The organism is Granulicatella sp. zg-ZJ, from assembly GCF_010892355.1.
Lineage (GTDB): Bacteria > Bacillota > Bacilli > Lactobacillales > Aerococcaceae > WM01.
The window spans coordinates 1-20,974 of record NZ_WNJY01000025.1 but is presented as its reverse complement, the minus strand read 5'-3'; the positions used below and the strand labels follow the sequence as shown (position 1 = coordinate 20,974).

The 20,974-nt window shown below is 34.6% G+C and carries 16 protein-coding genes; 15 read left to right on the top strand and 1 reads right to left on the bottom strand.

Annotated features, from left to right (window positions below; all coding sequences use genetic code 11):
- The first annotated feature begins 4 nt into the window (after nucleotides 1-4).
- From secA2 to GMA11_RS07345, 15 genes are all read left to right on the top strand, one after another.
- Nucleotides 5-2,392, top strand: coding sequence for an accessory Sec system translocase SecA2 (secA2, locus tag GMA11_RS07415; RefSeq protein ID WP_163546534.1), 2,388 nt, complete (start codon nucleotides 5-7; stop codon nucleotides 2,390-2,392).
- Between the two features lie 23 nt (nucleotides 2,393-2,415).
- Entirely contained in the window at nucleotides 2,416-3,933 is a 1,518-nt protein-coding gene (gtfA, locus tag GMA11_RS07410) for an accessory Sec system glycosyltransferase GtfA (protein ID WP_163546533.1), read from the top strand.
- Complete coding sequence (gene gtfB / locus GMA11_RS07405) at nucleotides 3,917-5,230, top strand: accessory Sec system glycosylation chaperone GtfB (RefSeq protein WP_163546532.1); 1,314 nt, start codon at nucleotides 3,917-3,919, stop codon at nucleotides 5,228-5,230. The genes gtfA and gtfB overlap by 17 nt, the downstream gene beginning before the upstream one ends.
- A gap of 9 nt (nucleotides 5,231-5,239) precedes the next feature.
- Nucleotides 5,240-5,425, top strand: a complete 186-nt coding sequence (locus tag GMA11_RS07400) for a hypothetical protein (RefSeq protein ID WP_163546531.1) — start codon at nucleotides 5,240-5,242, stop codon at nucleotides 5,423-5,425.
- 145 nt (nucleotides 5,426-5,570) lie between these two features.
- Nucleotides 5,571-6,059: a 5-(carboxyamino)imidazole ribonucleotide mutase gene (purE, locus tag GMA11_RS07395; protein ID WP_163546530.1), complete on the top strand. Its 489-nt coding sequence runs from the start codon at nucleotides 5,571-5,573 to the stop codon at nucleotides 6,057-6,059.
- 13 nt (nucleotides 6,060-6,072) lie between these two features.
- A complete protein-coding gene (gene purK, locus GMA11_RS07390) occupies nucleotides 6,073-7,197 on the top strand; it encodes a 5-(carboxyamino)imidazole ribonucleotide synthase (protein WP_163546529.1) in 1,125 nt (374 codons plus the stop codon).
- Complete coding sequence (locus GMA11_RS07385) at nucleotides 7,188-8,438, top strand: hypothetical protein (protein WP_163546528.1); 1,251 nt, start codon at nucleotides 7,188-7,190, stop codon at nucleotides 8,436-8,438. The genes purK and GMA11_RS07385 overlap by 10 nt, the downstream gene beginning before the upstream one ends.
- A 303-nt stretch (nucleotides 8,439-8,741) precedes the next feature.
- Nucleotides 8,742-12,419, top strand: a complete 3,678-nt coding sequence (locus GMA11_RS07380) for a phosphoribosylformylglycinamidine synthase (RefSeq protein ID WP_163546527.1) — start codon at nucleotides 8,742-8,744, stop codon at nucleotides 12,417-12,419.
- Nucleotides 12,416-13,120: a phosphoribosylaminoimidazolesuccinocarboxamide synthase gene (gene purC / locus GMA11_RS07375; RefSeq protein WP_205422915.1), complete on the top strand. Its 705-nt coding sequence runs from the start codon at nucleotides 12,416-12,418 to the stop codon at nucleotides 13,118-13,120. The genes GMA11_RS07380 and purC overlap by 4 nt, the downstream gene beginning before the upstream one ends.
- The gene (purF, locus tag GMA11_RS07370) at nucleotides 13,113-14,558 is read left to right on the top strand and encodes an amidophosphoribosyltransferase (RefSeq protein WP_163546526.1); all 1,446 of its coding nucleotides are present in this window, start codon (nucleotides 13,113-13,115) and stop codon (nucleotides 14,556-14,558) included. Before purC ends, purF begins: the two co-directional genes overlap by 8 nt.
- An 11-nt stretch (nucleotides 14,559-14,569) precedes the next feature.
- Entirely contained in the window at nucleotides 14,570-15,622 is a 1,053-nt protein-coding gene (gene purM, locus GMA11_RS07365; RefSeq protein WP_163546525.1) for a phosphoribosylformylglycinamidine cyclo-ligase, read from the top strand.
- Nucleotides 15,619-16,209 carry a phosphoribosylglycinamide formyltransferase gene (gene purN / locus GMA11_RS07360; RefSeq protein WP_163546524.1) on the top strand — a complete coding sequence of 197 codons (591 nt, stop codon included), beginning with the start codon at nucleotides 15,619-15,621 and terminating at the stop codon, nucleotides 16,207-16,209. Before purM ends, purN begins: the two co-directional genes overlap by 4 nt.
- Nucleotides 16,206-17,747, top strand: coding sequence for a bifunctional phosphoribosylaminoimidazolecarboxamide formyltransferase/IMP cyclohydrolase (gene purH / locus GMA11_RS07355; protein ID WP_163546523.1), 1,542 nt, complete (start codon nucleotides 16,206-16,208; stop codon nucleotides 17,745-17,747). Before purN ends, purH begins: the two co-directional genes overlap by 4 nt.
- An 18-nt stretch (nucleotides 17,748-17,765) precedes the next feature.
- Nucleotides 17,766-19,037 carry a phosphoribosylamine--glycine ligase gene (purD, locus tag GMA11_RS07350; protein ID WP_163546522.1) on the top strand — a complete coding sequence of 424 codons (1,272 nt, stop codon included), beginning with the start codon at nucleotides 17,766-17,768 and terminating at the stop codon, nucleotides 19,035-19,037.
- Nucleotides 19,038-19,973: 936 nt separating this feature from the next.
- A complete protein-coding gene (locus GMA11_RS07345) occupies nucleotides 19,974-20,432 on the top strand; it encodes a hypothetical protein (protein ID WP_163546521.1) in 459 nt (152 codons plus the stop codon).
- 241 nt (nucleotides 20,433-20,673) lie between these two features.
- On the opposite strand, the gene GMA11_RS07340 is transcribed toward GMA11_RS07345, so the two are convergent.
- A partial coding sequence (locus GMA11_RS07340) for a transposase (protein WP_163546520.1) occupies nucleotides 20,674-20,974 on the bottom strand: 301 nt, incomplete at its 5' end.

Here is a 20,974-nt window from a genome sequence, read left to right as displayed (position 1 = left end):
ATAGATGAAAAATCCGAATGGACTTTTTAGTTTAAACAGACTGAGGCTAAATAGGATCAAACGTATTTTAAAGCAAGTTAATCAATTTGCTGATTATATGGCGTCTTTAAGTGATGAACAATTACAGCATCAAACCGTTTTGTTTAAAGAGCGTTTGGTAAATGGAGAAACATTAGATGATCTTTTGCCGGAGGCTTTTGCAGCCATTCGTGAAGCGGATAAGCGTATTTTAGGGATGTTTCCTTATGACGTGCAAGTGATGGGGGGCATTGTCTTACATCAAGGAAATATTGCTGAAATGAAAACAGGAGAGGGGAAAACATTAACAGCAACAATGCCGCTATATTTAAATGCGTTGGCTGGTAAACCTGTAATGCTTGTGACAAATAATGGTTATTTGGCTTTGCGTGATAAAGAGGAAATGGGACCTGTTTATGAGTTTATGGGTTTGAGTGTTTCTACACCTGTATCAAAAGATGATGACGAAATGGTTAAAGCAACAGAAAAACAAGTGTTTTATAAAGCGGATATTATTTATACAACGAATGGGTCACTAGGTTTTGATTATTTAGGTGATAATTTAGTGGATTCAAAGAATAAAAAATATATGTGTCCACTTTCTTATGCGATTATTGATGAAATTGATGCTGTTTTACTTGATAGTGCACAAACGCCACTTGTTATTTCTGGTTCACCAAAAGTACAGTCAAATTTATATACAATGACTAATGAATTTATTTTAACATTAGTGGAAAATGAAGATTATAAATGTGATGAAGATAGAAGTAATGTTTGGTTAACTAGAAAAGGAATACAAGAAGCAGAAAAATTTTTTGGTTTAAAAAACATATATACGAAAGAAAATTTCCAACTTGTTCGGAATATTGTATTGGCACTACGTGCCAATACGTTATTGGAAAGAGATGAAGATTATGCTGTTTGGAAAGGCAAAGTTACATTATTAGATAAGACAACCGGAAGATTATTACATGGTATGAAATTGGGTTCGGGACAACATCAAGCACTTGAAGCAAAAGAGAGGGTTGAATTGAGTGCTGATACAAAAACAATGGCATCTATTACATTCCAAAATTTATTTAAAATGTTTGATAAATTAGCAGGTATGAGTGGGACAGCAAAAGTGGATGAATCAGAATTTATTGAAACGTATGGTATGTCTGTTGTTGTTATTCCAACAAATCGTAAGTCAATTCGGAAAGATTTACCTGATTCTGTTTATCGGAATTTACCAGATAAATTATATGCGTCATTAGATTATGTAAAGAAAATTCATGCGACTGGTCAGCCCGTCTTAGTAGCTGTTGGTTCGGTGGATATGTCAGAATTGTATTCTGAATTACTTTTAAGAGAGGGGATTCCTCATAGTGTGTTGAATGCGTATAATGCCGCTAAAGAAGCCTTGATGATTAAAGAAGCTGGACAAATAGGTGCAGTGACTGTTGCAACGGCAATGGCAGGTCGAGGAACGGATATTAAACTTGGAGAAGGTGTTGCACAGCTTGGTGGATTAGCCGTTATTGGTACAGAGAGAATGAGTAGCAAGCGTACGGATTTACAGCTGAGAGGTCGTTCGGGTAGACAGGGGGATCCAGGTGTTACGAAATTTTTTGTATCACTAGAAGATGATGTGGTTGTAAAATATGGACCGAAATGGGTTGAAAAATATTACCTAGAGGGCGAACAAAAATTACCTGTTAAAATGCCTAAAGCATTAAAAGGATTTAAATTTATTCGTTTAGTGAATGAGGCTCAACTCTCAAGTGATAGTAAAGGGAGAGCATCTCGAGAAACAACACAACAATTTGATGAAAGTATTCAAATACAGCGTCAAATTTTGTATCGTGCAAGAGATGAACTTCTTTTAAAAGATGATAAATTGGCTGTGAATTTGAAAGAAATAGCACAAGAAGTGGTACAACGGTTTTTACAGCAATACGAAACATATACTAAGGAAGATATTATGAGATTTATTCTTGATAATATCAATTATCGCTTTACGGATACAGATGTATTGGATAAAGTGACGTCTAAAGATGATTTGGGAAACTTTCTAATAAAATCTTTTTTAACAGAAATCGCTAGAAAGAGAGCTGTTTTAAAAGATGATCATAAATTTTTTATATTCCAAAAAATAGCTATTTTAAAAGCGGTTGATGAATGTTGGATTGATCAAATAGATAATTTGCAGTTGTTGAAAACAGCTGTTGCAGGGCGTCGGTCAGCACAGAAAAATCCGATTTACGAGTATCATCATGAAGCGTTACTAACGTATCGATTGATGCAAGAAGCTATAAAAGACAATATGATGCGCTATTTGGCGTTAAGTTATGTTAGACAAGAAGATGATGATGTTATTGTGTATTTCCCTTAGTACAAGAAAAATGGAGTGTTACTATGATATATAATATAAATTTAGGGATTGGTTGGGCGAGTAGTGGTGTTGAATACGCTCAGGCATATCGTGCAACTGTTTTAAGAAAAATAAAACAGCCTGCAAAATTCGTATTTACGGATATGATTCAGTCTGAAAATATTGAACATTTGACAAAAAATATCGGTATAGAAGATTCAGAAGTGATTTGGTTATATCAATATTTTACAAATATAAAAATAGCACCAACAACGTACACCATTCAAGATTTTTTAGCACAATTTGAGATAAAGCCATCTCGTGTCGAAGAAGACGGGCTGTCGGTTCGGTATTTTTTTGATGCACTTGATTTTTTTGTGACGGTATATGTGACACAGCACAATAAACAACTGGTTAATCGTGCTGAATTTGTATCAAAAGGGAATCTCATTCGTAAAGATTATTATTCTTATACAAGAGTATTTTCAGAGTATTATGCACCTAAAGATAATAGAGCGTATTTATACCAAAGACGATTTTTCAACGAGGACGGTACAACTGCTTTTGATGAAATCATTGAAGAAAATCATAAGAGTATTTTTAAATTTCCAGATTATATTTGTTTTTCAAAAGAAGAATTGATTTCGTATTTTATACAGTCATTGCACTTAACAAGTGATGATTTAGTGATTATTGATAGAGCAACAGGAATTGCACAAAGTGTCTTACGACATAAAGGGCAAGCAAAAGTAGCAACGGTCGTACATGCAGAGCATTATAGTCCCACAATGATTGATGAGTCTTATATTTTATGGAATAATTATTATGAATATCAATTTTCAAATGCGGGTAGTATTGATTTGTTTATTACTTCTACGGATGCACAAACAAAAACATTAACAGAGCAATTTGAAAAATACACATCATTTTCTCCAAAAGTGGTGACTATCCCAGTGGGAAGTTTAAAACAACTCATGTATCCTAAGGGAGAACGACGTCCCTATGCATTGATGACAGCTTCTCGATTGGCGGGAGAAAAGCATATTGATTGGTTAATTAAAGCAGTTATCCATGCGAAAAAATATTTGCCCGATTTATCCTTTGATATTTATGGTAAAGGTGGAGAAGAATCAAAATTAAAATCAATGATCGAAGAGCGTGGAGCACAAGCGTATATTCGGTTAATGGGGCATCATCATTTAACGGATGTTTATGCAGATTACCAAGCGTATATCGCAGGTTCAACAAGTGAGGGATTTGGGTTAACGCTTATGGAAGCGGTCGGATCGGGATTACCAATTATTGGATTTGATGTACCGTACGGCAACCCAACATTTGTTGACAATCGTGTGAATGGGTATTTGATTAAACGACACGAGGAAGATAATGAAGACTATATTATTGAGCAATTTTCTAAAAAAATAATTGAGTTATTCACAACAGGTCAGTTGAAAGCATTTCAAGAGGCTTCTTATCGTAAAGCGAGTCAGTTTTTAGATAAAGAAATCGAGTATAAATGGCAATGTGTCTTAGAGGAGGTGCTACATGATAAATCTGTTTGATCATTATAATCAGTTAACCAAAGATTTACATCAGTCTTTGACGTTGGCCGGATATACGCATCCGACAGTTGTTATAGATGATAATGGTTTCTTACCTGAAGGGATACATTCACCATATATGTATTTTTTAGGTCAAGAAAATAAACAAGCAAAAGCTCTTTATTTTAATCAAGTAAAAACGCCTAAATTTTGGGAAATAAAAGGAACGAATACATCGGGGGAAATTTATTGTTATGATGAAAAAAGGGCGAATATTTTTTATGCAGAACCAACACATAAACGTCTTGTTAGAACGGTTGAATGGTTAGATAAAGCTAATATCGTACGTTGTGTAGACTATTATAATCAATATGGTAGACAGTATGCTCGAACAACTTATAATACAAAGCAAGAACCTATTGTGACGACTTACTATCATGTTAACGGTACAGAAGTGATTGTAGAAAATCATAAAACAGGAAATATATTGCTTTCTTATCGTGAAAAAATTTATACGTTTAAATCCAAAATTGAATTTATTCGATTTTATTTAAACGAAGCAGACTTTGATTGTGAATGTGTGATTTACAATACACTGGCACTATCATTCCTTGTGCTTTATGGGCTACAAACATTAAAAAAAGGTGTTCTTTTTTGGCAAGAGCCTATACACGATAGCATTCCGGGGAATATGCAAACGATGTTTAATGATAATCGAGAATTTAAAGTCGCTGTTCCAGATCGTTCTGTTTATGAAAACATGCAACCATTATTAACAGATGCGCAAAAAACAAAAGTGTCTTTAAGTGGATATATTTATACATATAAACGTGATAATCATTATCAACCAAATGCTCTTATTTTAACGAACTCTGATCAAGTGGAGCACCTTGAAGATTTTATTCAAGAGCTACCGCATATCACATTTCATGTTGCTGCTCTTACAGAAATGTCAAATCGTCTAACAAATTTATCAAAATATACGAATGTACGCCTATATCAAAATGTAACAATGCGTATAGTAGATAAATTATTCCAAAACTGTGATGTTTATTTAGATATAAATCATGCCAATGAAATTTTATATGCGACAAGAAGAGCGTTTGATTATCAGTTACTATTGTTTAGTTTTACGAATACAAAACATAGTCATTTTGTTTCACCGGACAATAATTATCCAAGTGAGCAATGGAAAAATATGAGTCAAAAATTATCGGATGTTTTTTCTAATCGACAATTATTTGATACATTACTAGAAAAGCAAAAATATGCAGCACATCAAGTTGGGGTGCAATCGTATCGTCAGTTATTGCGTTAAGAGGTGAGTATGATGAGAGAAGAGAAAGATATATTAAAAGATAGTATTGATGAAAAAATTTCTAAGGCACGTTATGTACCAAAGAAAAAAGAAGAAAAGAAGTCATCGTTTGAAAAACTATCTGTCATAACCGCTGCTGTATTGGCTGTTTCTGTTCTTGTGGGTTTGATTATGACACTTATGAGGTTATTTTAAAAGAATGAATACATCGTGTGGGTAGGTGAAACTATCAACACGATGTATTGTTTTCTGAATGGGACATGGTTTTTTTGTAAAATTGTTCGTAAAAATAAATTTTATATGATATAGTGTAATAAAGTATGAAAGGAGATAAATCAATATGGTACAAGTCGCTGTTGTTATGGGAAGTCAATCGGATTGGGAAACGATGAAACATGTTTGTGAGATATTAGATAAATTTGGAGTATCCTATCATAAACAAGTCATTTCTGCACACCGTACCCCAGATTTAATGTTCCAATTTGCACAGGATGCACGAAAAACAGGTATTAAAGTCATTGTTGCAGGGGCTGGAGGAGCTGCACATTTACCGGGAATGATTGCCTCAAAAACAACATTACCTGTTGTTGCTGTTCCTATCAAGTCAAGTACATTAAATGGTATTGATTCATTATTATCTATTGTACAAATGCCAGGAGGTGTTCCTGTCGGTACAATGTCTATTGGGAAAGCGGGGGCTATCAATGCCGGTTTATATACAGTGCAAATATTAAGTGCATTTGATGACGTATTGGCGGAAAAAATGGCAGTGTATAGAGAAAATATGCGACAACAAGTACTAGAAAGTGATTATATCTTGTATCAATAAGAGAGGGTAGACGATGATAAAAGGTAATCCGAACATAAATGTAACGATTGGTATTATTGGCGGGGGTCAGTTAGGGAAAATGATGGCACAGTCTGCTAAAAGGCAAGGATATAGGGTGGCTATTTTAGATCCTCAAGAAGATTGTCCTGCTTCTCAAGTGAGTGATTGGCATATCGTATCTCATTATAATGATACAAAGGCTTTGTGCGAGTTATCAAATTGTTGTGATGTCATTACGTATGAATTTGAGAACGTCGATTGTCAAGCGATTATAGATACTATTCCTGCGGATAAATTTCCTCAAGGGATTAAAACGCTACGTATTTCACAAGATAGATTATTAGAGAAAGAGTTTTTAAAGACACATGGGTTTCCGGTTGGGCAGTATGAAGCAGTTTTGTCTAAAGAAGATTTACAACAAGCGATAGCAAACATAGGGTATCCGTGTGTTTTAAAGACCACACGATTTGGATATGATGGAAAAGGACAAGTTGTACTCATCTCGGATGAAGATATACAAAAAGCAGAAACGCTAGTAAATCAAACGACTTGTGTATTAGAGGCATTTGTGCCTTTTGAGAAAGAAGTATCTATTATGATTAGTCGGAATCTAAAAGGTCAAACGTCTGTTTTTCCAGTCAGTGAAAATCATCATGTTCATAATATTTTACATACAACAATTGTTCCGGCAAGATTACCCGATGATGTCTTGGAGCGTGTACAAGAAATTGCAGAGAGAATAGCAGATGCTTTGCAATTAGTTGGAACGCTAGGCATCGAGTTTTTTGTAACAGCAGATAATCAATGTTATGTGAATGAATTGGCACCACGTCCACATAATTCGGGGCATTATTCGATTGAGGCGTGCAATATGTCCCAATTTGATGTATCTATTCAAGCGGTTTTACAATTACCTATGCCAGTAATCAAATTGTACTCTTCAGTTGTCATGATCAATGTGTTAGGTCAGCATGTTGATGCTGTTTTTGCACTAAAAAAAGAAAAACCGAATTGGCATTTCCATGATTATGGAAAGTTGGAGAGTAAAATCAATCGAAAAATGGGGCATGTGACGGTGCTGAGTGAGGATGTTGAAGAAACATTGAGAGAGATTAAGGAGTTAGAAATATGGGAATAAAAAAATGGATGATACCTATCGTTTTGGGGTGTTTGGTAGGTTGTAGTACTAATAGTAAGCAAGCCGAAGTAAGTGTAACGGAAAAAGTTGTGGTGGACTATGAAAGTTTGTATCGTCCGATAATTGAAAAGTATAAAGAAGCTCTAGACGCAAAAAATACGGATATTCCAGAGGATGTCAATTTGTCTGTTGAAGCGGGTAAGAAAGATATGTACTATGCTTTTTATGATATCAATCATGATAATGTGAAAGAGTTATTAATAAAAGGACAAATTAGAGAGTTGGCTGATTTATACACGATAAAAGACAATAGTGTTGTGCGTTTATTCAGTGAGGCGTTTAAAGCGGGTAGACCTGAGAGAATGGCTTATTCACTGTATGATGATGGAACGATTTTGAGTAAGCATAATCAGTATTATTTCTTAGATAATCAACAGGTAAATGTGTCGAGTATGACAGATATAAAAATAGCAAATGATTTGACTTCTTTAATGGAAGAGCGTTTTGCTGTGTTCTTTTCAGAGAAGAAAGAAGATACAGAGGGAAAAGTTATCTCTAAGAAAGAGTTTTTTGACAAGTATAATGCAAAAAAAGAAATCTTTTTAGATAATTTAGAATGGACTTCTGTTTCAAGTGGAAGAAAATATGACACGAGTCCTGACGCCGTTGAAGAAGCGATACGGTTAGCCAGTGATATGATTTCTATTCAGATAAATCGTTTTAATAATGGAAAGCAAAATACGATACCGCCAGGTTTTATTGGAGGGAAATTGATAAAAAATGTAGAGGGAAATGCGTATTATATGGCTAATTTAGCCAATATCGTAGATATTTATAACGAATATAATGTAGCTGTTTTCCAAGAAGAAGATGTTTTAGCAAATATTCGCGATATTTATAGCAGAAATAAACAAGATTTTCGTGAAATTGATGATTCTGCTATTGGAAAGACTGAAGATGAGTTAGTTGCACTGTTAGGAGAATCTAAAGGTGCGGTGTATTTAAAACAAGATAAAAAATTTGTCTACACCCAACTCGGAGGTGTTGGTGGCGCAGGATTCCCAGTACCAGCAGACCTAAGTAAGTGGATCACAGAAGGGGATAGAATAACAATACCAATGATGAGTAGTTTTGATAAAACTAAGAAAGTAGCAACCGTTATTTTAGAAGTAAATAAAAAAATATATACGGGTGGTAGACATCGTAGTATGTATTATATAGTTGATTATATACGGGAATAAGAAAAAAGCTAAAAGTATTCGTATGGATACTTTTAGCTTTTTTGTGTGTCATAAAAACGAAAGTCAATCTTTTTTTAAGGGAAAAAGTCTTTATTTTTCTTTTATTGTCTTTTTTTATAAAGTTTATGTTCGTTAAAAAAAAAAAATATCCTTGTTTAAAAGCTAAAATAGTAGTATGTGCTGTTTTTATTGTTATATCAATGTTTTTGTTAGAAAAGTTGACAAAAAACGATAATGTGTTACGATAAAAACGAACATAATTAGAAGTTGTTTTATAAATAGTTCGTATTTTAGGGAGGGTATATGGATAGACGGATTTTTGTAAAGAAAAAAGAAAGTTATAATCAAGAATCATTTATGTTATGTCAACAACTGAATAACATGTATGGTTTTGAATTGGCACAAGCGACAATATATCATGTATATGATATATACAATATTGAGGAAACAACATATTCATTGGCAAAGAAATCTGTTTTTTCAGAAGTGATGATTGATGATGTGTACGAGATACTTACATTAAAAGAGGGATATTATTTTGCTTACGAAACATTGCCTGCTCAATACGATCAAAGAGCAGATAGTGCGATGCAGTGTATTGCATTATTGGATAATCAATCACAGGCTGTTGTTAGAAGTGGTAGGGTTATTGTGTTTGATAAGTATTTATCTGAGAATGATTTGTTAAAAGTTGAACAATTTTTAGTCAATCCGATTGAAGCCCGTGTCAAAGATATGTCTTGTCTGTCTTTTTCGATTGATGCAACACCAAAACCATTAAGGGATATGACAGGATTTAATGTATTTGATACCGCACAATTAAAAGAGATAAAACGAGAGATGTCTTTGGCGATGTCGATTGAGGATTTAGTGTTTATCCAATCCTATTTTAAAACGGAACATAGAGATCCAACAGAAACAGAAATTTATGTGTTGGATTGCTATTGGAGTGACCATTGCCGTCACACAACCTTTGAAACAGTGTTAGATGATGTGTCTATTCAATCGGCACTGTTTAAAAAAGAAATGCAAGAAGCGTACGATACTTATTTGGCTATGAGAAAGTCATTACAGGTCAGTAAACCAGTAACGCTAATGGATATGGCAAGCATTATCGGAAAGTATCATGTACGGGTGTTAAAAGATAAAAAAATCGAAGTAAGTGAAGAAATCAATGCATGCTCTTTTTTCACAGAGAATATAGTCAATGGACGCACAGAGCAGTGGTTAGTGCAGTTTAAAAATGAAACGCATAATCATCCGAGTGAGATTGAACCTTTTGGGGGTGCTAGTACATGTATTGGCGGTGCTATTCGTGATCCACTTTCTGGTAGAAGCTATGTGTATCAAGCAATGCGTGTGTCGGGTAGTGGCAATATTCTACAAAAACGAGAAGAAACTTTACCACATAAATTACCTCAAATTGATATTTCAAAAGGGACAGCGCATGGTAATTCTTCTTATGGTAATCAAATTGGATTGGCAACGACATTTGTAAGAGAGTTATATGATGATTCTTATGTTGCCAAACACATGGAAGTTGGTGCTGTTGTTGGTGCTGTTAAAGTTGGTGATTTTAAGCGAGAAACACCTAAGAAAGATGATTTGGTTCTATTGATTGGGGGAAGAACGGGACGTGACGGTATTCAAGGTGCGAGTGGATCAAGTGTGGTGCATACCAACCAGTCTTTAGAAACAGCGTCTAGTCAAGTGCAAAAAGGAAATGCTATTGAAGAACGTAAATTACAGCGTTTATTTAGACAACCTCATGTGACAAAATTGATTAAAAAATGCAATGACTTTGGTGCAGGTGGTGTATGTGTTGCTATTGGAGAATTATCAGAGGGCATACATATACAATTAGATAAAGTACTTGTTAAATATCAAGGATTAAATGCAACAGAATTGGCAACGAGTGAATCTCAAGAGCGGATGGCGGTCGTTATTTCTCCAAGTGATTATGAAGTATTTACGAAAGCATGTGAAGAAGAGAATATTGAATATGCACATGTGGCAACCATTACTGATAAACGTCGTTTGGAAATGTATTATGGGGCTGAAAAAGTCGTGGATATGAGTGCTGATTTTTTAGCAACAAGTGGTGTAAGACAGCATGCAAATGCACTGTTGATTGATAATCAAGGGAACAATCCTTTCAACCATAAGTCATTTTCTAAAGAAGCTGTTTTAGAAGAATTAAGTGACTTAAATGTGACCTGTCAAAAAGGGATAGCCCAACGATTTGATGCTTCTATTGGAGCAACAACCGTTTTGATGCCTTTTGCGGGAAAACATCAACTAACTCCTGTTCAAGCGAGTGTTCAAGCTTTACCAGCGCTACATGCAACTGGGGATACAGGAACAATTTTGACCTATGGGTTTATTCCAAAAATTTCTCACTATTCACCGTTTTTATCGTCTATGTATGCTGTTTTAGAAAGTGTGGCAAAAATATATGCTGTTGGTGGAGATAAAGAAAGTTTGTATTTTTCTTTCCAAGAGTATTTTGAAAAATTAGGAACTTCTCCAGAAAAATGGGGCAAAGTGACACAAAGTTTATTAGGTAGTATTGTAGCACAACATAAAATTGGACGAGCAAGTATTGGCGGGAAAGACAGTATGTCTGGTACGTTTAATGATTTAAATGTTGTTGAAACGCTAATTTCATTTGCTTGTGCTCCAGTCAAAATAGAGCATATCATAACACCTGAGTTAAAAAATATTGGAAATAAATTATATTATGTACCAGTAGAAAAAGATGAACGGGGTTATCCAAATATAGAAAAAGCAATAGAGCATTATGAATATGTCAAAACAGCGATACGAAATAAACACATCGTATCTGCGTACGTACAAGAAGAAGGCAGCGTTGCAGCTTCTTTAATCAAAATGGCATTAGGTAATAGAGTTGGATTTACCGTAAATCACAATACTATTTTAGATTTTACGCCTGCGTCATTGGTGGTGGAATCAACCGTAGATTTACCATTTACTTTACTTGGCTATGTTAGTGAAGATATTTCTATCAATGGAGAAACGTTCTCGTTTGAAGAAGTATATAAAGCCTATACACAGACATTAAATCCGATTTATCCACTTTATCAAAATGAAGATAAAGGGCATTGTGAACAAATCTCTGTTTTGCCAAAAGAGCCTATTTATTATGATGAGTATATCGATGATGTTAAAGTGGTGATTCCTGTTTTTCCTGGGACAAATTGTGAGTATGACACAGAAAAAGCATTCAAAGATGCGGGTGCAATGACACAAACAGTTGTGATACGAAATAAGAAAGAGCATGATATTGAACAATCTATTGATGCCTTTGTTAAAGCCATTCAAGAATCGCATATTATTATGTTTCCAGGTGGATTTTCAAGTGGTGATGAACCTGACGGTAGTGCAAAATTTATTGTTAATGTATTGAAAAATGCCAAAGTAAAAGAAGCCATTCATCAACATTTAGCAAAAAAACGATTGATTTTAGGTATTTGTAATGGATTTCAAGCCTTAATTAAATCGGGGCTAATACCTTATGGAGAAATTCGAGATGTGACTCAAGACGATTTAACCTTATATCGTAATGATAGTTATCATCATATTTCAACATCTGCATGGACGCGTGTTGCAAATCTGAATTCTCCATGGACACAAGGATTTACATTAGATGAAATGCACGAAGTGATGTTTAGTCATGGAGAGGGTAAATTAGTTGGTACAATGCTTCCTGCGTATAAACATTTGGTAGCTTTTCAATATTGTGATTTTAATGGTTTGGCAAGTGAACATGGACAATTTAATCCAAATGGCTCAGTACTGGCTATAGAGGGAATGATGAGTGAAAATGGCCTTGTTTTAGGAAAAATGGGACATAGTGAACGTTATGGTGAAGGACTGTATAAAACAAACACACTGAAAGGTAGACAAGATATTTTTACAAACGGTGTTCAATACTTCAAATATAAAAAGGAGAAAAAATGATGAATTTATTGTATGAGGGTAAAGCAAAACAACTGTATTCTTGTGAAGAACCAGATAAAGTTTATGTTCATTATAAAAATAGTGCAACAGCTTTTAATGGTATAAAAAAAGAAGAATTTGAGAAAAAAGGCGTTTTAAACAATACGATTACATCGTTGATCTTTAATTATTTAGAGAATGCGGGTGTACGTACACATTTCATTGAAAAAGTGAATGATACGGATCAGATTTGTCAACATGTGACGATTATTCCTCTAGAAGTCATTATTCGGAATATTGTTGCAGGATCTATGGCGAAAAAATACGGTCTACCTGAAGGTCAAGTACTGGCAAAACCCGTATTTGAGTTAAGTTATAAAAATGATGCGTTAGGAGATCCACTTATAAACGATGATCATGCCGTGGCGTTGCATATTGTGACAGAAGATGAATTAGCTTTTATCAAATCCCAAGCTTTACGTATCAATATGCTTTTGCAAGAATTTTTCTTAAAAGCTAATTTAACATTGGTTGATTTTAAAATTGAGTTTGGAAAGACAAAAGATAATCAAATTATTTTGGCAGATGAAATTTCTCCAGATACATGTCGATTATGGGAAGTTGGAACACAAGAAAAGTTTGATAAGGACAGATTTCGCCGAGATTTAGGTGGTGTTATGGAAGCGTACGAAGAAGTGTTAAGGAGATTAACTCATGAGTAGTCATCTAAATGAAGAATGTGGTGTTTTTGGTGTGTTTGGGCATTCACGAGCGAGTGAAGTGACCTATTTTGGATTGCACAGTTTACAACATCGCGGGCAAGAAGGAGCAGGTATTGTTGTATCGAATGATGACAAAATGGTTGGGTATAGAGGATTAGGCCTGCTAGCTGAAGTATTTAAAGATAAACAAAATTTAGATATGTATGGCGATAAAGCAATCGGGCATGTACGCTATGCTACATCAGGAGGAAGTAGTTTACGTAATATTCAACCGTTTTTACATCGCTTTTATGATATGGAAGTTGGTGTATGTCACAATGGTAATCTTATCAACAGTAAAACATTGCGAAAAGAACTAGAACAAGAGGGGGCTGTTTTTTATTCAACATCTGATACAGAAGTGTTAATTCATTTAATTCGCCGTAGCAAGCAAGCAACATTCGAAGCACAGTTAAAAGAAAGTTTATGTCGTATTAAAGGTGGATTCACGTATTTACTTTTGACAAAAGACGCTTTGTATGGAGCTGTTGATGAAAATGGTTTACGTCCTTTAGTTGTTGGTAAGTTAAAGAATGGGGCATATGTCCTGGCAAGCGAAACATGTGCTATTGATATTTTGGGAGGAGAATTTGTCCGAGATATTTATGCGGGAGAAATAGCGATTATTACAAAGGACGGATTACGTGTCGAATCATATATTGAAAAAAATCGTCATGCTATTGCGGCAATGGAATATGTCTATTTTTCAAGACCCGATTCTAATATAGCAGGTATCAATGTACATGCAGCTAGAAAAAGAACAGGTAGACGTCTTGCGCACGAGTGGCCAACACCACAAGCGGATATTGTGATTGGAGTACCAAATTCTTCCTTATCAGCGGCAAGTGGGTATGCAGAAGAAAGTGGTTTGCCATACGAAATGGGACTAGTTAAAAGCCAATACATAGCGCGTACATTTATTCAACCAACACAAGAACTAAGGGAACAAGGTGTACGATTAAAATTATCTGCTGTAAAAAGTATCGTAGGGGGGAAATCGGTGGTCATGGTTGATGATTCGATTGTTAGAGGAACAACTAGTCAACGTATTGTACGATTATTAAAAGAAGCAGGTGCTAAAGAAGTGCATGTACGTATTGCTGCACCACCATTACTTTTCCCGAGTTATTACGGCATTGATATTTCAACATCAAGTGAATTAATTGCTGCCAACCAAACACTTGAAGAAATGCGTGTGTTTATTGGTGCAGATTCATTAGGTTTTTTAAGTGAAGAGGGATTGATTGAATCCATTGGATTAAAGGTAGATGATTTATACGGAGGCTTATGTATGGATTGTTTTAATGGTGATTACTGTGCAGGTTTATATGATTATGAAGAAGAGTTTTATCGCAAATTAACACCCATTCAGCAAGCCTTTTTGGAAAAAAGAAAGTAGAGGAATATATCATGTCGAATGCATATAAAGAAGCCGGTGTCGATGTGCATGCCGGATACGAAGTTGTCGAACGAATTAAAAAGCATGTTCAAAAAACAAACCGCAGTGGTATTATGGGTGCTTTAGGTGGTTTTGGAGGGCTATTTGATTTAGGAAGTTTACAGTATAAAAATCCTGTTCTCATTTCTGGAACAGATGGCGTAGGAACAAAGTTATTGTTAGCGATTCAGCAAAAAAAATATGATACAATCGGAATAGACTGTGTGGCGATGTGTGTAAATGATATTGTTGCTCAAGGAGCAGAACCACTATTTTTCTTAGACTATATTGCCGTTGGTAAAAATAAACCAGAGATTATCGAACAAATTGTGTCGGGTGTTGCCACAGGTTGTCAAATAGCAGGGGCTGCTTTAATTGGTGGTGAAACAGCAGAAATGCCAGATATGTATGATCCAGAAGATTTTGATTTAGCAGGATTTACGGTGGGTGTCGCAGAAAAAGAGCAGTTAATTCATAAAGAGAATGTGCAAATAGGTGATGTGCTAATAGGCTTAGGTTCTAGTGGTATTCATTCCAATGGCTATTCGCTTGTTAGAAAACTTTTTTTCAAAGATAATCAATATACGTATGAAAGTCATTTTGATGAATTGGGTGAGAAAACATTGGGCGATGTTTTATTGGAACCTACACGCATTTACGTGAAAGAAATTCTTGCCTTGCATCAAAAAGGATTTGTACACGGAGTGGCACATATTACAGGTGGAGGATTTCTTGAAAATATTCCACGCATGCTCCCAGATGCAATGACCGCACGTATTCACATGAATTCTTTTCAAACATTACCGATTTTTACTCTTATGCAACGTTTAGGGAAATACACTCAAGAAACGATGCTAAATACATTTAATTTAGGTATCGGTATGGTTGTTGCTATCCCTAAAGAAAGCGTGCAAGATGTTCTACATCTTTTGGGAGCTTTTGACACACCAGCGTATGTCATAGGCGATGTTGTTTCTAAAGAGAACTATTCACAAACATTATCATCACAAGAGGTTATTTTATGAATTTAGCTGTTTTTGCAAGTGGTAATGGTTCTAATTTTTCTGCTTTGTACCAAGCTATACAGGAAGGAATATTAAAAGCACATATTAGTTGTGTCATTTGTGATAAAAAAGATGCGTATGTATTAGAACGTGCTAAACAGGTTTCTGTTCCATATTATCATATCGCATTAAGTGAGTATGATTCCAAAGAAGCTTATGAAAAAGCTATTTTAGACATACTAGCATTATATCATATTGATTATATTATCTTAGCAGGGTATATGAAAATCATTGGACAAACATTATTGGATGAATATTCACAACGTATTTTGAATATTCATCCAGCTTACTTGCCTGAATTTAAAGGGAAGCAAGGTATTTTAGATGCGTTTAGTGCTGGTGTCTCACAAACTGGTGTGACGGTACATCTTGTCGATGAGGGAATTGATACAGGAGAGATTATTTTACAAGAACGTGTCCCTGTTTTTGAAACGGATACATTGGAAAGTTTAGAGGAACGTATCCACGCGGTAGAGCACCGTTTGTATCCTAAAGCGATACAAATGTATTATCAAAATAAAAGAAATGATGAAAGGAGAAACGTATGACAAGAGCATTGATTAGTGTATCAGATAAAACAGGAGTTGTCCCGTTTGCCAAAGCGCTTGTATCATTAGGTATTGAGATTATCTCAACAGGAGGAACAAAAAAAGTTCTTGAAGAAGAAGGAATTAAGACGATTGGGATTGAAGAGGTTACGGGTTTTCCTGAAATGTTAGACGGACGTGTTAAAACATTACACCCAGTCATTCATGGAGGATTATTGGCGCGACGTGATAGTCAAGAGCATACAAACGCTTTAGAAGAGCATCGTATTTCGTATATTGATATTGTTGTGGTAAATCTATATCCATTTAAACAAACAATTTTAAAACCTAATGTACACTATGCGGATGCTATTGAAAATATTGATATAGGTGGACCTAGTATGTTACGTTCAGCTGCAAAAAATCATGCAGATGTAACAGTTTTAGTAGATCCAGCTGATTATGATACTGTTTTAAGCGAATGGCAAGAATACGGGAATACACGTTTTGAAACACGACAAACATTGGCGGCAAAAGTTTTTAGACACACGGCGAGTTATGATGCGTTAATCGCTGATTATATGACAAAACAAGTTGGACAAGATACACCTGAAACATTAACAATAACGTATGATTTAAAACAAACATTACGCTATGGTGAAAATAGTCAACAAAAAGCTTTGTTTTATGAAACAGTTCTTCCACAGCGTTTTTCCATAGCAAATGCAACACAATTACATGGAAAAGAATTGTCTTATAATAATATTAAAGATGCAGATGCTGCTATTCGCATTGCTAGAGAGTTTAACGAACCTGTTGCTGTTGCGTTGAAACATATGAATCCTTGTGGTGTTGGTGTTGGAGAAACGATTGAAGAAGCATTTGAACGCTGTTATCAAGCAGATCCGGTTTCTATATTTGGTGGTATTGTTGTGTTAAATCGACCAGTCACAAAACGTGTTGCTGAGCAATTACATACAATCTTTTTAGAAATTATTATTGCTCCTGTTTATGATGAAGAAGCACTTGAGATTTTAACACAAAAGAAAAATATTCGTTTATTAGCACTACCTTTTGAGGAAATGCATACGAATGAATTAGAGTACGTGTCTGTTTTAGGTGGTTTATTGGTTCAAGAACAAGACAATCATCTTGATGAGCCAGAAACATTTAGCGTCATGACAAAAAGAAAACCAAGCTTGGAGGAAGAAAAAGCGTTGTTATTGGCGTGGAAAGTTGTGAAACATGTGAAATCAAATGCGATTGTTATTTCAGATGCTAAACAAACATTAGGTATTGGTGCGGGGCAAATGAACCGTGTTGGTGCAGCAAAAATTGCTTTAGAGCAAGCCAAACAAAGTGGTATGGATTTGTCTAAAGCGGTTATGGCGAGTGATGCCTTTTTCCCTATGTCTGATACAGTAACGTTGGCGTCGGAGTATGGTATCTGTGCCATTATACAACCGGGTGGTAGTATTAAAGATGATGATTCTGTGAATGTGGCAAATGAGCATCATATAGCGATGTTAAAAACAGATATAAGACATTTTAGACATTAAGATGTAGAGGGAAAACTCATGAATATATTAGTGATTGGTAGTGGTGGTAGAGAACACGCAATTGCAAAAGCGATTGTTCGTTCACCAAAAGTAAAAACGGTATATTGTGCAAAAGGAAATCCAAGAATGGCACAAGACGGCATTGTTTGTGTAGATATTTCAGAAACAGATAAACAAGCACTGGTTCAATTCGCAAAAGAGCATGATATTTCATGGACATTTATTGGGCCGGAATTACCGCTGTTTCATGGTGTCAGTGATGCGTTTGAACAAGAGGGGTTATTGGTTTTTTCCCCAAGTCAACGTGCTGCAAAGATTGAATATTCTAAAGACTTTGCGAAAGAATTGATGAAAAAATACAATGTGCCAACAGCACAATCGCAAACCTTTACAGATTTTGAAAAAGCAAAAACCTATTGCCTTGAAAAAGGAGTGCCGATTGTTATTAAAGCAGACGGATTGGCAGCTGGAAAAGGTGTCGTGGTTGCGATGACAGAGCAAGAAGCGCTAGATGCTCTATCCTTAATGCTCATCGACGGCTCATATACAAATGACAATGATGTTGCTAGAGTTGTCATTGAAGAGTATTTAGAAGGAGAAGAATTTTCCGTATTTAGTTTTGTCAAAGGTCGTAAAGCTTGGTTTGCGGGTATCTCACAAGACCATAAACGTGCTTATGATAATGATAAAGGTGCCAATACAGGAGGCATGGGAGCATACTCTCCAGTACCGCAATTTGACCAAACGGTTATTGATGATGTGATGATGCATGTCGTACAACCTATTATTGATGGATTAGTATTAGAGGGAGCTTCATATACAGGAGTTTTATATGCAGGATTGATGATGACAAAAAACGGAATAAAAGTTATTGAATTTAATGCACGCTTTGGAGATCCTGAAACACAAGTCGTTTTACAACGTTTAGAAAGTGATTTTGCAACGATTATTACCGATATTTTAGAAGATAAAGAGCCAACTATTGAATGGCGTCAATCAGGCATAACATTAGGTGTTGTTGTGGCTGCTAACGGTTATCCGAGTACTTATGTGAAAGACTTACCATTAGGCACTCTAACAGTCCCTCAACATACATCAATGGAATTATTTGCTGCTGGTGTTACCGAGAAAAACGGAGAATATGTATCAAGTGGAGGTCGTATTTTCTTAGTATCCGCAACGGCTCAAACTGTCAAAGAAGCACAGCAAGAGGTTTATACATATTTATCAGAAAACCCAATTCCGAAAACTTTTTATAGGCAAGACATTGGCAGCAAAGCACTTCGATAATATAAAAATATATTGTCGAGATGATGTATTATTTTATATATGATGAAAATAGAGTTTGAAAAGACAATTCATGAAAATATGAGATATTTTGACTTTTCGCCAACACAATTTGACGGAAAAACATTTTTTAACTATTTGTTGTTTGTATTAAATGATGTTGTTCCTCAAATGAAATATCTAGATCCAAAATGTCGCAAAAGTGCTATAGCAATGTCACTTTTGCGACATTTTTACACAAAAGATAACGATTGTTGTATTCTATAATTGTTATAAATTACTATTTGTTTAAATGAAGCATTGTGAAAAAAGGAGGGATCAGAAATATTGTATATATCATTTGAGGATAAATGAAAACAAAAATAAAGCCGGATAAATATATGGTAATTTTTGTAAAAACATATAGCAATGTAATGACAGTGTATCTAAAATGTATCAAGAATATCTATCATTTTCATATATCAATTTTTGAATAAAAGAAGTAAGGGAGGAGAAACAATGAATGTTAAAAAAATTATATTTTGTTTAGGTGTGTTTATTATCTCTTTATTTGTTGCGAAAGAGTTATATGTATCATTTTTTTCAAATTATCTGTATTATACATTTCGTCCTCTATATATGTGGCTAATGCAAACATATCGAATGGATGCGGGGATTGTTTTACCGCTTTACTTTTTGTTTGCATTTATTGTGACATCTTTGTTATACGATAGTGTATTTTATAGACAAATTAGATTAAAAACGAAATGTTACTATAACACAATCATTTTTTTAATATTTATTTACTTTGTTTTCATTAGAAATATACTGTTTGGAAACATAGAATTTATAAGAGATGATTATTTATTAAATCATTTTGTTACATTGGTATCTACAGGATATGTTATGTATTTATTTTACAGAACATATTCACAAATAAAGAGTAGAAAAATATAAAATGTGTATTTTTTAGGGTTTTTCGTGTCTATTGCTGAAGCTGGTGGGTATGTTGTAACATATAGTGGAAAAGCAATTAAAAGTACACATTCTAATGGAGAAGCTTATTTTAACAAAGGAGAAATAGCGATTATTCACTATAAACAAAATGTGAGTTGCTATGTAAATTATAGTGTTGCTGGACTTTTAGTATCATTAGAAAAGTATAATTGGTATGGAGGTTCTGACTCTGTTGCTAGTAGAGTATATAACGGTACTATAAATACAAGTTTTTTTCATATTATGGGTTCTGACGGGAAAGTATTTTTACGTTTTGAAGTAATAGGCAGATATTCAGTTTATGATATACAAGGATATATAGAAAAATCTTCTTATACAGCTATGGATAGAAGTGTACGAATTAGCAATAATGAGGAAGATATTACTTACGATGAGATTTATAATAACGATAAGTCTAATTAGTTAATATTCATATTTTTCATAATTATTCAATTTTCTAAACTGATTTTAGACAAATAATGGCTCTATGTCAAATAGGGTTGATGACTCATAAAAGGTAGTGATGTCACAAATGTTACGTCACTATCTTTTTATTTTAAGTCACAAAGTGATATACGGCTCACCGAAATGTACACGATACATGTCTCTTCCCCTACGTTGTGCGGGGAAGGAGCTATTCGTACGTCACTTTTGACTTAAACTATTAAGCAACTAGTGAAGTAAATGGCACGGTATATGGTACATATAACTTACAGATTAATAAAATACGATTTCTAAAATGTGAAAAGTGACGATAACCATAGGCATTTCTCTTAAGTACTTTAATTTTATGATTGATTCCTTTAAGTGCACCGTTAGTCAAATGATGGTAGATAAAGGTGTTTTTAATATAGGGTAAATACCCTTTGAAAGTTCTTAATACTCTACGTAAACCAGGAGAAATAGCTTCCTGTTTCGCCCATATGAGTATTTCTTCAAATCGGTCAAAATCTCTATTGTGTAAA

Excerpts from the sequence above, each read along its gene's own strand:
- secA2 (WP_163546534.1), top strand. The coding sequence starts at position 5 with ATGAAAAATCCGAATGGACTTTTTAGTTTAAACAGACTGAGGCTAAAT.
- gtfA (WP_163546533.1), top strand. The coding sequence starts at position 2,416 with ATGATATATAATATAAATTTAGGGATTGGTTGGGCGAGTAGTGGTGTT.
- gtfB (WP_163546532.1), top strand. The coding sequence starts at position 3,917 with ATGATAAATCTGTTTGATCATTATAATCAGTTAACCAAAGATTTACAT.
- GMA11_RS07400 (WP_163546531.1), top strand. The coding sequence starts at position 5,240 with ATGATGAGAGAAGAGAAAGATATATTAAAAGATAGTATTGATGAAAAA.
- purE (WP_163546530.1), top strand. The coding sequence starts at position 5,571 with ATGGTACAAGTCGCTGTTGTTATGGGAAGTCAATCGGATTGGGAAACG.
- purK (WP_163546529.1), top strand. The coding sequence starts at position 6,073 with ATGATAAAAGGTAATCCGAACATAAATGTAACGATTGGTATTATTGGC.
- GMA11_RS07385 (WP_163546528.1), top strand. The coding sequence starts at position 7,188 with ATGGGAATAAAAAAATGGATGATACCTATCGTTTTGGGGTGTTTGGTA.
- GMA11_RS07380 (WP_163546527.1), top strand. The coding sequence starts at position 8,742 with ATGGATAGACGGATTTTTGTAAAGAAAAAAGAAAGTTATAATCAAGAA.
- purC (WP_205422915.1), top strand. The coding sequence starts at position 12,416 with ATGATGAATTTATTGTATGAGGGTAAAGCAAAACAACTGTATTCTTGT.
- purF (WP_163546526.1), top strand. The coding sequence starts at position 13,113 with ATGAGTAGTCATCTAAATGAAGAATGTGGTGTTTTTGGTGTGTTTGGG.
- purM (WP_163546525.1), top strand. The coding sequence starts at position 14,570 with ATGTCGAATGCATATAAAGAAGCCGGTGTCGATGTGCATGCCGGATAC.
- purN (WP_163546524.1), top strand. The coding sequence starts at position 15,619 with ATGAATTTAGCTGTTTTTGCAAGTGGTAATGGTTCTAATTTTTCTGCT.
- purH (WP_163546523.1), top strand. The coding sequence starts at position 16,206 with ATGACAAGAGCATTGATTAGTGTATCAGATAAAACAGGAGTTGTCCCG.
- purD (WP_163546522.1), top strand. The coding sequence starts at position 17,766 with ATGAATATATTAGTGATTGGTAGTGGTGGTAGAGAACACGCAATTGCA.